This window comes from Amycolatopsis sp. lyj-346, assembly GCF_046548975.1.
In the GTDB taxonomy this organism is placed as follows: Bacteria; Actinomycetota; Actinomycetes; order Mycobacteriales; family Pseudonocardiaceae; genus Amycolatopsis.
Window position 1 is genome coordinate 995,589 of the sequence record NZ_JAJPWT010000002.1, and the last position, 13,739, is coordinate 1,009,327.

Annotated in this window: 10 protein-coding genes and 2 tRNA genes; 7 read left to right on the forward strand and 5 right to left on the reverse strand. The window is 73.1% G+C overall.

The features are described 5' to 3' along the window. Nucleotides 1-4: 4 nt before the first annotated feature. Nucleotides 5-1,912: an RICIN domain-containing protein gene (locus tag ACLJQE_RS10995; RefSeq protein ID WP_410639041.1), complete on the reverse strand. Its 1,908-nt coding sequence runs from the start codon at nt 1,910-1,912 to the stop codon at nt 5-7. A gap of 124 nt (nt 1,913-2,036) precedes the next feature. After that, nucleotides 2,037-2,645 carry a TetR/AcrR family transcriptional regulator gene (locus ACLJQE_RS11000; protein ID WP_410639042.1) on the reverse strand — a complete coding sequence of 203 codons (609 nt, stop codon included), beginning with the start codon at nt 2,643-2,645 and terminating at the stop codon, nt 2,037-2,039. A 155-nt stretch (nt 2,646-2,800) separates the two neighbouring features. Here ACLJQE_RS11000 and ACLJQE_RS11005 point away from each other — a divergent pair. The 3 genes from ACLJQE_RS11005 to ACLJQE_RS11015 all read left to right on the forward strand — a co-directional run bounded on the left by ACLJQE_RS11005 (nt 2,801) and on the right by ACLJQE_RS11015 (nt 5,206). Further along, a tRNA-Arg gene (locus ACLJQE_RS11005) sits at nt 2,801-2,869 on the forward strand. 7 nt (nt 2,870-2,876) lie between these two features. Continuing rightward, nucleotides 2,877-2,949, forward strand: a tRNA-Tyr gene (locus ACLJQE_RS11010). 25 nt (nt 2,950-2,974) lie between these two features. After that, a complete protein-coding gene (locus tag ACLJQE_RS11015; protein WP_410639043.1) occupies nt 2,975-5,206 on the forward strand; it encodes a hypothetical protein in 2,232 nt (743 codons plus the stop codon). Between the two features lie 54 nt (nt 5,207-5,260). Here ACLJQE_RS11015 and ACLJQE_RS11020 read toward each other — a convergent pair whose 3' ends face one another. After that, nucleotides 5,261-6,730 carry an FAD-dependent oxidoreductase gene (locus tag ACLJQE_RS11020; protein WP_410639044.1) on the reverse strand — a complete coding sequence of 490 codons (1,470 nt, stop codon included), beginning with the start codon at nt 6,728-6,730 and terminating at the stop codon, nt 5,261-5,263. Nucleotide 6,731: 1 nt separating this feature from the next. Next, nucleotides 6,732-7,634, reverse strand: a complete 903-nt coding sequence (locus tag ACLJQE_RS11025; protein ID WP_410639045.1) for an AurF N-oxygenase family protein — start codon at nt 7,632-7,634, stop codon at nt 6,732-6,734. 103 nt (nt 7,635-7,737) lie between these two features. Here ACLJQE_RS11025 and ACLJQE_RS11030 point away from each other — a divergent pair, with 103 nt between their 5' ends. Further along, nucleotides 7,738-9,309, forward strand: coding sequence for an adenylate/guanylate cyclase domain-containing protein (locus ACLJQE_RS11030; RefSeq protein ID WP_410639046.1), 1,572 nt, complete (start codon nt 7,738-7,740; stop codon nt 9,307-9,309). Nucleotides 9,310-9,355: 46 nt separating this feature from the next. Further along, nucleotides 9,356-10,276 (forward strand): alpha/beta fold hydrolase, encoded by a 921-nt coding sequence (locus ACLJQE_RS11035; RefSeq protein WP_410639047.1) that lies wholly within the window; start codon nt 9,356-9,358, stop codon nt 10,274-10,276. Nucleotides 10,277-10,312: 36 nt separating this feature from the next. Here ACLJQE_RS11035 and ACLJQE_RS11040 read toward each other — a convergent pair whose 3' ends face one another. Next, nucleotides 10,313-11,326, reverse strand: a complete 1,014-nt coding sequence (locus ACLJQE_RS11040) for a zinc-dependent alcohol dehydrogenase (protein WP_410639048.1) — start codon at nt 11,324-11,326, stop codon at nt 10,313-10,315. Between the two features lie 81 nt (nt 11,327-11,407). Here ACLJQE_RS11040 and ACLJQE_RS11045 point away from each other — a divergent pair, with 81 nt between their 5' ends. Further along, complete coding sequence (locus ACLJQE_RS11045) at nt 11,408-12,016, forward strand: TetR/AcrR family transcriptional regulator (RefSeq protein WP_410639049.1); 609 nt, start codon at nt 11,408-11,410, stop codon at nt 12,014-12,016. Next, the gene (locus tag ACLJQE_RS11050; RefSeq protein ID WP_410639050.1) at nt 12,013-13,638 is read left to right on the forward strand and encodes a CocE/NonD family hydrolase; all 1,626 of its coding nucleotides are present in this window, start codon (nt 12,013-12,015) and stop codon (nt 13,636-13,638) included. The genes ACLJQE_RS11045 and ACLJQE_RS11050 overlap by 4 nt, the downstream gene beginning before the upstream one ends. Nucleotides 13,639-13,739: the final 101 nt, after the last annotated feature.

Below are 13,739 nucleotides of genomic sequence, written 5' to 3' on the forward strand. Positions count from 1 at the left end.
CGGGTCAGCGGCGCGCCCACTGCTGGTTGGCGCCGCCGCTGCAGGCCCACAGGATGATCTTCGTGCCGTTCGCGGTCGCCGCGCCGTTCGCGTCCAGGCACAGCCCGGACACCGCGTTCGTGATGGTCCCGTTCGCGTTGAGCGTCCACTGCTGGTTGCGCTGGCCGTTGCAGTCCCAGACGACCACGGCGGTGCCGTTCGCCGTCCCGCTGTTGTAGGCGTCGAGGCACTTGGTGCCGTTGACGACGAGCTGCCCGCGCACCGGCACCCAGGTCTGGTTCGGGCCGGCCGCGCAGTCCCACAGCTGCGCCTGGATGCCGTTGGCGATGCCGTTGTCGTCGACGTCGACGCACCGGCCGGACGGGACACCGGCCACCTGGACGCCGTTGCTGCCGGGCAGCGGCAGGATCGAGACGCCGGACAGCTGCGGCGGGGTGCCGGAGAACGTCAACGTGTTGGTGTTCCCCTTGCCCAGCGACACGACGGCGGAGACGGTCTTCGGCGTTCCCCCGGTCGCCGGGAAGGCGAGGACGGTCGGCTGCTGGCCGTTCACGGCGAGGGTGGCCGTCTGCGTGCCGGTCGCGCTGTAGGAGAACGTGGCGACCGCGAGGCCGGTCGCGGCGGCGGTGACGCCGGTGAACCGGGAGCCGTCGGCCGGGTAGCTCGCCGCGGCGGCGTCGGTGCCCTGGACGGTCAGCAACACGGAGCCGCCGGCCGGGACGGTGACGCTGTAGCCGGTGGCGAAGGCACCGGCATCCGTTGCGGCCCAGACGTTGCGCACGGTGGCCGAGGCCGGGGACAGGCCGAGATCGGCCCACCGCACGGACATCGCCGCCGCCGAGGAGGTCCGGTTGAGCAGCACCACCGCGCGTTTCCCGGCGCCACTGAGGACCTTGGCGTAGACCTGGAGCCCGGCGGCGTCCTCGGCGACCTTGACGCCCTGCAGGCCGCGCGGGTCCTGGTCGACGGCGATGACTTCCCGGTTCGCCAGGATCGACTTCGTGGCCGCGCTCATCGTCGCGAGGTTGTTGCCCGCCAGCAGCGGCGCCCCCGAAACGGCCCACAGGCTCATCTCCGTGCGTGCCTGCGCGTCGGTCAGGCCCGGCATGCCCACGGTCAGCATGTCCGGGTCGTTGACGTAGCCGGTGTGCTGCGACACCGGGTGCTGCGCCTGGTCGAAGTTGGCCAGCACCTGGCCGAGGGTCGCCGTCTGGCCGTAGTAGATGATGTCCGTGCTGGTCCGCCACATCGAAGCCATCCCGGCGCCCCAGTTCCAGGGGTTCTTCTTGCCCCAGTTGCAGATCGAGAGCGTCAGGGTGCGTCCGGTCTGCGCGGTCGCGGCCTTGTTGGCGTCGCTGATGGCCCGGTAGGTGCTCTGCGGGTCGAGGCCCTCGGCGTCGCCACCGCACCAGTCGACCTTGACGAAGTCGAAGCCCCAGCGCTGGAACTGGAGCATGTCCTGGAGGTAGTGGCCTTCGCTGCCGCTCCCGGGCGCCGCGGGCCGCCCGGTCGGGTAGTAGTAGCCACAGCCGTCGCGCCCGGCGTCGGTGTAGATCCCGGCCTTCAACCCCTTGCTGTGCAGGTAGTCCGCGATCGCCTTCATCCCGCCCGGCCATTCGGCGGTGTCCACGGTGATGTTCCCGGCGCTGTCGCGCGTTCCCTGCCACCAGCCTTCGTCGATGTTGACGTGGCTGTACCCGGCGTCCTTCAACCCGGACGAAACGAGCGCGTCGGCCTGCGCCTTGATCGTGTTGTAGTCGATCTTGGCCGCAAAGGTGTTCCACGACGCCCAGCCCATCGCCGGCGGGGCAACGGCCGCCTCGGCGGCGGTCGTGCTCGCCGCGGCGGCTCCGAACCCGGGAAGCACTCCGGCGATGAGCAGGAGCGCGGACAATCCGTGACGCAGCTTCATGGCATCGCTCCGACTTCGTCGTGGAGGATTGTTAGCGTTAACATTTGGGACCAGGTTTGAATTGTCGACGCCCCGCGGAGCCACGTCAAGGGACGGATGGCGGGACTTGCACCGAGGACGGGGACTACGGCCGGGGCTGCTGCCCGAGGTACGCCCGCAGCATCGCCTTGACCGGCTCGAGGAGTTCGGGGTTGCCGTCGCCCCGGAACGCCTCCTGGATGACGGCGTCCGCGGCGAGGAACGCCGTGCGGCACGCCACCGCGGCCGCGTAGTCGTCGCGCAGGAGCTGCTGCGCGACGAGGATGCGGTGCACGCCGGTGGCCATCACGCGCTTGTGCGCGAGGTCGGCTTCCCGGGTGCCGTGGGTGAGGCCGCGGCCGAACCACAGCGCGCGGAACCCGGGCTCCGCGCGGTAGAGCCCGGCGAAGGCGTCGACGAGCAGGCCGACGGGATCGGTCCAGGTCTCCCGCGCCGCCCGCTCGGCGAACGAGTTCATCAGCTCTTCCAGGCGGGTGAGGTAGACCTCGGCCAGGGCCTCGGCGATGGCGTCGCGGTCCGGCAGGTACTGGTACAGGGTGCCCACCGAGACGCCGGCCTCGGCGGCGACCCGGGTCGTCGTCAGCGCTTCGACGCCTTCCGCGCCGAGCAGGCGATCGGCGGCCGCGAGCACCTTGGCCACCTTGTCCCGCGAGCGCGCCTGGCGCGGCACCCGGCGGACCCGGCCGTAGGTCATCCGATCCCCAACCTGAATGTGACTTTGTTTCGGGTTCATCGTAGCCGCGGCCGGCGGCGACGGCGAGTTCACCGCTCGGCCGGACAAGGCCCGCGGCCGGAAAGTCGCTCGCTTGGCGTCCCCTTTGCGGCGTACCGTGCTTTTGCGGGAATGCCCATGGAGTGGATCAGCGGCAGATCGCCCGGCTCGACCGGGGGGCGCGGGTTCGAGTCCCGCCTCCATGTCCCGCAGCTTGGAGTAGTTCAGCAGGCAGAACACCCGGCTGTAACCCGGGAAGGCGCAGGTTCGATTCCTGCCTCCAAGTCTCGTTCGCACCAGGGGGAGTCCACATGGCACAGAAGGCGTCGCCCGGCTACGCCTACGGACAGCTCGAACGGGCACTGGACACCGCTTCGTCCACAGAGGACGAAGCGGTCCGCCGCCGCGCCCACGCCAAGGCCGGGCGGTGGCAGGCGGTGCTCGCCGGCATGGCCGACGGGTCGCTGACGGTCGGCTCGCGGACCCCGGTCGCGGACACCCCGGCGTGGGTGACCCTCGAGGTCGCGCACGGCGGGTTCGCCACCGGCCGGTACCTCGCCGAGGTTCCGGTGCGCCCGGAGGAACTCGCGGCCGTGCCCGAGGGTGCGCCGGGCACCACCGACCGCGAGCGCGTCAACCTCGGGTACCTCACCGACGCCGGGCTCGCCGCCCTGCGCGCGGCGCTGGCCACCGAGGCCTACCGGGTGGAGGTGCCGGAGGACGCCGCCCTGCCCGTGGTCGCGTGGCTGCTCGGCAACGGGCACGCCGAGGCCGCCCTCGACCTGGTGGCCGAGCTGCGGCCGCTGCTGCACCGGCTGCGCCTGGCCCCGCTGCCCGGCGCGGCACCGCGGCCGCCCGGCGCGCTGGTGCGGCTGGCCACGGTCGGCGAGGTCCGCGAAACGCTGCGGTCGGCGACGACCAGGCCCGCGATCGCGGAGATGCTGGAAACGCTGCGCGTCTGGCACCCGCTGTACGACCGGCTGGTCGCGCTCTGGGCGGAAACGGTCGACGGCGAGCTGCCGCGGCTGACCGAAGACGGCGTCACCGGCGGCTGGCCGTGCCGGACGTGGCCGGCCGGGTGGGGTACCCGGCGGGCGCGGTGGCTCGCGGACTACGCGACGGCCTGCGCGCGGCACCACGCGTCGACGTCCCACCGGCAGCCGAAGGGCAACTTCGCGCGGCTGTACCGGGCGCTGACGAGGTGCCAGTTCGCCGGCGTGCAGCTCACCGGCCGCGACGTCGGCTGGATCCGCCGGGCGCTGGCCAACACGATCACCAAGCACGGCGAGCCGGGCTCCGAGCGGCGGGCCGCCCTGCGCGCGGTCCAGGCGGCGGTGGCCGCACGGCCGACGCACGCCGAGCTCGCGGCCGTCCTGGCCGGGCGGCTCGACGCCTACCCGGGCGACGGGGGTCTCCCCGCGCTCGACCCGGTCGTCGAGCCGGCGGAGGTCATCCCGCCGCACCTGGTGGCGAAGGTGGCCCGCGCGGTGGAGGCGCCGGTCGAAGAGCTCGTCGAGCGGGGCGTGATCGCCTCGGGCGAGGTCCTGGCGGCGGTGCTGCCGCAGATCACCGCGCAGCTGATGGCGGCGAACCTCGAGGACGAGCGGCTGGCGGCGCTGTACGCCCAGACGTACGCGGCCTTCCGCCGTCGTCGCGGGCTGCTGCTGCTCGACCTCCAGCACCAGGTCCGGCTGGAGGAGCTGCCGTGGATCCGCGTGCTGGAGCCGTTCCGGGCCCGGCGTCCCGACGTCGCCGGTGCGGCACGGCAGGCGCTGACGCAGACGGTGCTGCTGGCTCTCGGCGCGTTCCCGCAGGCGATCCTGCCGAACCCGCTGGTGCGCGAACTCGGCGCGCTGGCCGGGCAGGCGGGGCTGCCGATGCCGCTGCTGGAGGAGCTGGCGGCCGACATCTTCGTGGGCACCTTCACGGAGAAGTGGCGCACGGCGGCGGCGGCCACCAGCCGCGTCCTGGCGGGCACGCTGTACGCCCGGTACTACGACCTGCCGGACGAGCAGCAGTGGGCGGCACCCCCGCGCCGGCTCCGGTGGCGGACGGCGGACGGCTTCGCGGCGGTGTGCGAGGCCCGGGCGGGCCGTCGGCGCCGCTCGGTGGCGGGCAACGGGATGGTGATCGAGCAGAGCCAGATCCTCACGACGCACAACCTGGCGGTGCTGACGGAGACGCTCGGCCTGGGGCCGCGGCTGCGCGAGTCGGGTCCCGCGCAGGCCGGGCAGGTGTTCACCTGGGTGGTGCGCCGGCTGGCCGGGCAGCGCCACGGCAAGCGGCAGCTGATCAAGAACGTCGCGTACGCCTGGCGGCAGGCGATCTTCTTCCTGAGTTTCTGCGGGGAGGAAGACCAGCGGGCCGCGGTGGCCCGCCTGCGTGAGCTGGTGACCGAGGCGGGCCTGGCCGAGCGGTTCGGCCCGGCGGTGACCGGCCTGGCCGCGGTGGTGGCGGGCGCGAGGTTCCCGGCGGACGGCACGATGCCGGACGGCGGACGACGGCTGCTGGGCTGGACGACCGGCCCGCACTGGTGCCGGTAGCGGCCGCGCAGCGCCGCACTTTCCCCATGAAAGTGCGGCGCTGCGCCCGGCGGCTCAGGCGCGGCCGAGCAACCTCGTTCGCCTGCGCCGCACCGGCAGCCGTCCGGCCACCGCGTCCGCCAGCAACGTCCCGACCGTCTCGCGCGCGCAGGCCTTGTTCGCGCCGATGCCGCCCGACGGCCCGCGCTTGATCCACCCGGCCACGTACACCCCCGGCCGCCCGGGGACCCGGCCCGCCTCGTTCGGCACCGTCCCCGATTCCTCGTCGAACGGCAGACCCGGCACCGGCACCCCGCGGAACCCCGCCGCCCGGACCACCCGGCCCGTCGCGATCTCGACGTCGCCCTCGGGGCCCGACGTCACCACCGCGCGGACCTCCGTGTCGCCGCCGAAGGCCACCGGCGCGGAGTGGAACCGCAGCACGATGCGACGTCCCTCCGGCGGCGGGACCGACCAGTCCACCCGCTCCCGCGGCACGCCCCGCAGCCACGCGGCCTTCTCCCCCGGCTCCGCGCCGTCGATGGCCGCCGGGATGCGCGGGTCGTGCGCGTCCACGACCAACCCGCCGCGGGCCGCCAGCGCCAGGAGCTCCGGGCGCGTGTAGGCCGGCGTCTCCGGGCCGCGGCGGGCCAGCAGCACCACCTCGCGGACCTTGGCCGACCGCAACCGCGCCAGCGCGTCCGGGGCGATCGACGTCGCCGCCAGTGCCTCCGGGTCCGCCGTGAGGATGCGGGCGATGTCCAGTGCGACGTTGCCGGTGCCCACGACGACCACGCGCTCGGCCGACAGGTCGACGGCGTCCGGCTCGACGTCCGGGTGGCCGTTGTACCAGCCGACCACCGTCGCGGCGGGCAAACTCCCGGGCAGGTCCTCGCCCGGGACGCCGAGGCGCCGGGCTTCCGTGGCCCCGACCGCGTAGATCACCGCGTCGTGCCGGCCGGCCAGTTCGGGACCGGCCGCCACGCCGAGCCGCAGGCGGAGCCGCGGGTGGTCGTGGAACCGCGCGAACGTCTCGCCGATCTTCTTCGTCGACGGGTGATCCGGCGCGACGCCGAAGCGGATCAGGCCGCCGGCCACCGGCAGGCGGTCGACGAGCGTGACGCGGGCGTTCGTGTGCAGCAGCAGGTCCTCCACCGCGTACATCCCCGCCGGGCCGGTGCCGACGACGGCGACGTCCAGGGGCGCGAAGTCGCTCGGCAGCACCCGCCCGAACGACGGTGGCGCCCACCGGTGGAAGTTCGGGGCCACCGAGACGTCGGCCAGCACGTCCCGGCCCGCGTAGTACTCCGCGTTGATCTCTTCGTACGCCCGCAGCGGCCCGGTCAGGTCGCCGGCCGGGAAGATCGCGTCGACCGGGCAGGCATCGGCGCAGGCACCGCAGTCGATGCAGGTGGCCGGGTCGATGTAGAGCAGGTCGGTGTGCCCGAATTCGGGTTCGTCCGGCGTCGGGTGGATGCAGTTGACCGGGCAGACCGACACGCACGACGCGTCGGCGCAGCAGGTCTGGGTGATCGCGAACGCCATCTCAGATCAGGTTCGCACGCTTGTAGAACCACAGGGACGGCTTGGTCAGCAGTCCCGCCGAGTGCAGGAACTCCATCAGCCCGGAACAGCTGGACCGCAGCATCGACTTGTGGTGTTCGTTCGCCTTCGCCTCGCGCCGCGCCCGCTTGCCGTCGAGCCCGGCGTTCTCGTACACCTTGCCGTTCACCATGCTCGTGACGATGAAGTACGACGCGATCGCGACGACCAGGCCGTTGATCTGCCGCCGCAGCCACCCGGCGCCCTCGAGCCGCTCGCGGGTCTCTTCGCGGGCGAACTTCATGTGCCGCGACTCCTCCACGACGTGGATGTTGTTGATGGTGCGCACGAACGGGACCACCCGCTCGTCGCGCATCCAGTCGCGCTGCATGACGTCGAGGACCTCTTCGGCGACGAGGATCGCCGCGTAGGCGGCCTCTCCGGTCGCGGTGGCCTTGAAGACCCGGCCCAGTTCGACGACGAACCGGCGCGGCCGGTAGGCGGGCGCCCGCAGCTTCGCCGCACCGCGGGCGAACATGATCGAGTGACGGCATTCGTCGGCGATCTCGGTCAGCGCCCACTGGAACGCCGGATCGGTGGGGTCCTTGGCGTAGAAGTCGCGCAACACCATCTGCTGCAGGATCATTTCGAACCAGATCCCGGTGCTGGCCACCGACGCCGCCTCCTGGCGGGTCAGTTCGCGCTGCTGCCCGGGAGTCATGTCGGCCCAGTAGGAGGTGCCGTAGAGGGTGCTCCACTCCGGACTCGCGCCGTGGTAATCCGTGTCCAGCGGCGTCTCCCAGTCGACTTCCTTGACCGGGTCGTAGGACAGCTGCTCCGACGAGTCGAGCAGCCGCCGCGCCACGATCTCCCGGTCCGACACGCCCGATTCGCTGATGCTCGTCACGACCGACCTCCTCGTCAGGTGTTACTCGAGTTCACTGTTACCAACCGTAACACATACCTCGGCACCCGTCTGCGGGAAGTTCAGTGAACGACCGTACACTCAAATGGTGACCTCAGGACGCTCCCCCGCGGAGCCGTTCGGCTCCGGCCTGCTCGGGCCGCTCGACCAGCACGCCACGGCGTTGCGCCGACGCGTCCAAGGCCTGCTCACGGCCGCTTTGATCGCCACCAACGTGATCGGCGCGCTGGTCGTGGTCGGGCTCGCCGCGCTGCTCATGCCGGCCCCGGGGATGTCCGGTGAACTCGTGCGCGTCACCGCGGTCGCAGTACCCGTGTACGTCGTTTCGGCTGTCGTCGCCGGCACGCTGTGGGGCACGCGTGGTGCCCTCCGGACCCTCCGCTGGGCGGCCGACGGACGCCGTCCGACCGACGCCGAACGCGCCGCGAGCCTGCGCGTCCCGCTGCGGCTGACGTTCGTCCAAGCCGTGCTGTGGGGCATCGCGACGCTGCTCTTCGGCGGGCTTGCGGCGCTGGTGCAGCCGGAGGTCGTGCTCACCGAATTCCTCGTCGTCGCCTTCGCCGCGGTCGTCGTCTGCGCGATCGCCTACCTGTTCGGCGAGTTCGCCCTGCGGCCGTACGCGGCACTGGCGCTGGCGGGCACCGCGCCGTCGCGGCCGGTCAGCGGCGGCGTCAACCGGCGGATGCTGCTGTTCTGGTGCCTGGGCACCGGAGTGCCGGTGGCCGGGCTGGTCGTCACCGCGGTGCTGGCCTGGGTGCGCGGCGACGTCTCCACGACGAAGCTCGCCGTGTCGGTGATCGCGCTCGGGCTGGTCGTGCTCTGCTTCGGGCTGCTGGTCACCGTCTTCACCGCCCGCTCGGTGGTCAACCCGCTCTCCTCGGTGCGTGACGCGCTCGCGCGCGTCCGGGCCGGGGACTTCACCGTCGAAATCCCGGTCTACGACGGCTCCGAACTGGGCCTGCTGCAGGCCGGGTTCAACGACATGACGGCCGGGCTGGCCGAACGCGAACGGCTGCGCGACCTGTTCGGCAGGCACGTCGGCCACGACGTCGCGGTCGAGGCCATGCGCACGTCGGCCGAGCTCGGCGGCACGGTCCGCACGGTGTCGGTGCTGTTCGTCGACCTGGTCGGGTCGACGGCGCTGGCCGCCAGCCGCCCGCCGGAGGAGGTCGTCGGCCTGCTCAACCGGTTCTTCGCGGTGGTGGTCGACGAGGTCGACCGGCACCACGGCCTGGTCAACAAGTTCATCGGCGACGCCGCCCTGGCCGTGTTCGGGGCGCCGGCACCGCTCGGCGACCACGCCACCTGCGCACTGGCCGCCGGCCGCGCGATCGCCCGGCGGCTGGCCGCCGAGGTGCCGGACGGCCCGGCCGGCATCGGCGTGGCGACCGGGGACGCGGTCGCGGGGAACGTCGGCGACCCGCGCCGCTTCGAGTACACGGTGATCGGCGACCCGGTCAACGAAGCCGCCCGGCTGACCGAGCTGGCCAAGAACGCGCCCGGCCGCCTGCTCGCGTCGTGGACGGCCGTCGAATCCGCCGCCGCGGACGAAGCGGCCCGGTGGACGGCGACGGGCGACGTCACCCTGCGCGGCCGCACCCGGCCGACGACGCTCGCCTCGCCCCGGCAGCCGGGCGGGCCTCCCGGCGTGCCCTGACGTACGGTCCGGAGTGGACACCGCAACCGGCGAACAGGGGACACGAATGCTCACGCACCGGACCGTCGAGGCCGGCGGACTCCGCATGCGCATCGCCGAGCAGGGCACCGGTCCGCTGGTGCTGCTGCTCCACGGCTGGCCGGAGACGTCCCACTCGTGGCGGCACCAGATGGGGCCGCTGGCCGACGCCGGCTACCACGTCGTGGCGCCCGACCAGCGCGGCTACGGCGGCACGGACAGTCCCGCCGACGCGAGCCAGTACACGCTCCTGCACCTCGCCGGCGACGTCGTCGGGCTGATCCACGCGCTCGGCGAGCGCGAGGCGATCGTGGTGGGCCACGACTGGGGCGCACCCGTCGCGTGGCACACCGCGCTGCTGCGCCCGGACGTCGTCCGCGGCGTCGCCGGCCTCAGCGTGCCGCCTGCCCTGCGGGCACCGGCGCCGCCGCTGAGCCTGCTGCGCCGCCGGTTCGGCGACGGCTTCTACCAGCTCTACTTCCAGCGCCCCGGCGTCGCCGAAGCCGAGTTCGGCGCGAACCTGCGCACGACGTTCCGCAAGCTGCTCGGCGGCACGGCGGAGGCCCCGGTCGTCCGGGACGGCGAGGGCTTCCTCGACCGGTTCACCGAGCCGGCCGAGCTGCCGTCCTGGCTGAGCGACGAGGACATCGACGTCGCCGTCGAGTCGTTCGGCCGCTCGGGGTTCACCGGCGGGCTCAACTGGTACCGCAACATCGACCGCAACTGGGACCTCCTGTCCGCGTGGCGGGACACGCCGATCACCCGCCCGGCGTTCTACCTGTGCGGCGACGGCGACTTGACCCGCGCGTTCACCGACAGCACCCGCATCGCCGAAGCCGCGGCCGACCTGCGCGGCGTCGTCGATGTCGCGGGCGCCGGGCACTGGGTCCAGATGGAACGCCCGGACGTGGTGAACACCGAACTGCTGACGTTCTTCAAGCAGCTCTGATTTCGAACGGCTCTGATTTCGAACGGCTCTGAAGGATCAGCGGCGCGGGTCGATGTGGACCTTCGGCCCCGCGCCGCCGATCCGCTCGCCCGCCAGCACCGAGCCGGCCTCGCCCAGCCCCACCGTCGCCGCGACGAGCGGCCGAGGGGCGACAGCGCCGCTCGCGTACGCCGCGATCGTCTCCGCCAGCCCCGGCGACGCCGACAGGACTCCGACCGCCGTGACGTCCTTCAGCACCAGCTCCCGGGTGTCCACCCGGCTGGGCTGCCCGGACAGTCCGATGTAGACGACCCGGCCCGCGGGCTCCACCAGCTCCACGGCCAGCGCGGGCGAGCCGGCCGCACCGGTGGCGTCGACGACCGCGTCGAACGGCAGGTCCGGCAGGGTCTCCCGGGTCCACGTGTTCGCGAACCCGAGACCGCGGGCGAATTCGAGGGAACCGACGCCCAGCACGTGCACCTCGGCGCCCGCCGCGCGCAGGAACATCGCCGTCAGGAGCCCGATCGTGCCGGGCCCCAGTACCAGCGCCCGGTCTCCCGGGCCGGCGCCGGCCGCGCGGGCCGCGCGCAGGGCATTGCCGCCGGGCTCGACCAGGGCGCCGAGCACCGCGTCCACCGCGTCGGGCAGCGCGTGCAGCGACCACGCGGGCACGGCGAGGCGTTCGGCCAGGGCGCCGGCCCGGCCGCCGCGGATGCCGACCTCCTGGCGCTGCTCGCAGGTGTGCTGGTGGCCCTTGCGGCAGCGGCGGCACGTCCGGTCGCCGAGCATCGTGTCGCCCATGACGCGGCGGCCGAGCCAGACCGGGTCCACGCCCTCCCCCACGGCCGTGACGGTGCCCGCCCACTCGTGGCCGAGGCGCATCGGGTACGCCGAGTGTCCCTGGTGGAGGTACGCCATCTCACCGGTGAAGAACTCGACGTCGGTACCGCACACCCCGGCGCGTTCGACGTCGACGACGACCTCGCCCGCGACGGCCTCGGGCACGGGGACCTCCTGCACCGAGCACTCGCCCGGCCCGGTGAGCACGAAGGCCCGCATGGTCGAAGACATGCCCGCATGATCGCATCCCGCCGCCGCGGGCGGTTTACCGAACACTTGCTATTTTCTTGACACCTGTCCATTATCGACGGCGTGGACGGCGACTGGACGACCGAAGCACCCGCGAAGGACCGGCGGGTGCGCCGCTCGCGCGCGGCGCTGATGCGGGCCGCGGTCGAGCTCGTGTCCGAACGGGACTCCACCGCCGTCCCGGTGTCCGAGATCGCCGAGGCGGCCGACGTCAGCCGCCAGGTGCTGTACCAGCAGTTCGGCGACCGCGACACGCTGCTGCTGGAGGCCGCGCTCGACCTCGTCCGGCGCGAACTGCTCGGCGAGCTCGGTGGCCTCGCGTCGGCCACCGGCGAGCACGCGTCGCTGCTGGCACTGGGCCGGCACTTCGCCCGGTACCGGCGCTTCTACCGCCCGCTGCTGACCGGGGCGTCCGCGTTCGCCCTCAACAAGGCGCTGACCGGGCTGTTCCTCCCGGTCAACCGCGAGCACCTCGGCCGCGCCCTCGGCGGCCGTCTCGACGCCGAAGGCATCGAGGACCTGGCCACCTTCCTGACCGGCGGCGCCGGCGCGGTCGTCAACACGTGGGTCGTCGACGGGCCGGACCCGCTCGACCCGGAAGAGTTCGCCGGCCGGCTGCTGCGGATGCGCTCGGTCGTCACCGCGATGATCACGAAGGAGGCCGGCCGATGATCAGCCGTCTTGTCGAACGCCTGCTGAGGCTGCCCGCGCCGGCCACCCGGCGCCTCGTCGTCCAGCGGGACCTGCGGGTCCCGATGCCCGACGGCGCCGAACTGCTGGCGGACCACTGGGCGCCGCGCGCCGGGGGTGCGGGCCTGCCGACCGCGGTGCTGCGCACGCCCTACGGCCGCCGGGGCCCGCTCGGGGCGATCCTGGCGCGGCCCCTGGCCGAGCGCGGCTTCCAGGTGCTGGTCCAGAGCACTCGCGGTGGCTTCGGCTCAGGCGGCGTCTTCGATCCACTGCGACAGGAGCGCGAGGACGGCCTCGCGACGTTGGACTGGATCGTGAAGCAGCCGTGGTTCGGCGACGCGATCGTGCTCGTCGGTCCCAGCTACCTGGGTTACGTGCAGTGGGCAGTGGCCGACCGCCTGCCCCCGCAGGTCAAGGCGATGGTCCCGCAGGTCACCGAGTCCGGGCTGACCCTGGAATTCCTGCGGGAGGACGGCCTTTCGCTCGAAACGCCGTTCGGCTGGGGCGTCCAGGTCGCGACCCAGGAGCGCCGCTTCGCGCTGCTCCGGCAACGTAGTCAGGCGAAGAAGCTGGAGCAGGCGCTGAACACGCTGCCGCTCGCCCAGGCCGACGTCGTCGCCATCGGCCACCGCTCCGACTACATCCAGGACGTCATCGCCCACCCGGAAACCAGCCCGCGCTGGGCGGCGATCGACCACCGGAACAGCGTCGCCGACGTCACCGTGCCGGTCAGCTCGGTCGCCGGCTGGTACGACATCTTCCTGCCCGGCCAGCTGCGTGACTTCCGCACGCTGCAGGAGGCGGGCCGCCGTCCCCGGCTCACGGTCGGGCCGTGGACCCACGCCGGCCGCTCCGACCTGCTCGGCAGCATGAGCGAAACGCTCCGGGAGACCCTCGAGTTCGGGCTCGCGCACGCCCGCGGCGAGGAACCGCCGGAGCGCGCGCCGGTCCGGCTGTTCGTCATGGGCGAGGAAGCCTGGCGCGACTTCGCTTCGTGGCCGCCGGAAGGCTATGCACCGCAACGGTTCCACCTGCAGGCCGGGGGCGCGTTGGCCCCGGACGTCCCCGGCGGGTCCGTGCCGGACCGCTACCGCTACGACCCGGCCGACCCCACCCCGGCGGCCGGCGGTGTCCGGATGGCCCCGGACGCGGGCCGGGTGGACAACGCGGCGCTCGAAGCCCGTGCCGACGTCCTCACCTACACCACGGTCGTGCTCGGCGAAGACGTCGAAGTGATCGGTGACGTCAGCGCGGAGATCTGGTTCCGGTCCAGCCTGCGGTTCGCCGACGTCTTCGTCCGGCTCTGCGACGTCGGCCCGGACGGCCGTTCGGTCAACGTCTGCGACGGCCTCACCAGCCTGCGCGAGGCGGACGAACTGGCCGCCGTCACGGTCCGGCTGTGGCCGACGGCGCACCGGTTCCGGCGCGGGCACCGCATCCGGGTCCAGGTTTCCAGCGGCGCTTTCCCGCGCTACGCCCGGAATCCCGGCACGGGCGAGCCGCACGCCACCGCCGTCACGCTGCGCCCCGCGGACCAGGAGGTCCACCACGACCCCGCGCACGCGTCGGCGATCGTGCTTCCGGTGCGGGATTTTCGGGAATAGCTCCGATCGCGCGAAAACACGGCAAGGCGGGGGTGAAAAAGAATTCCCGGCGACGCGCCGGAAATGGTGTAACACGGTCGGCGGGCGGGCGACTAACGCGG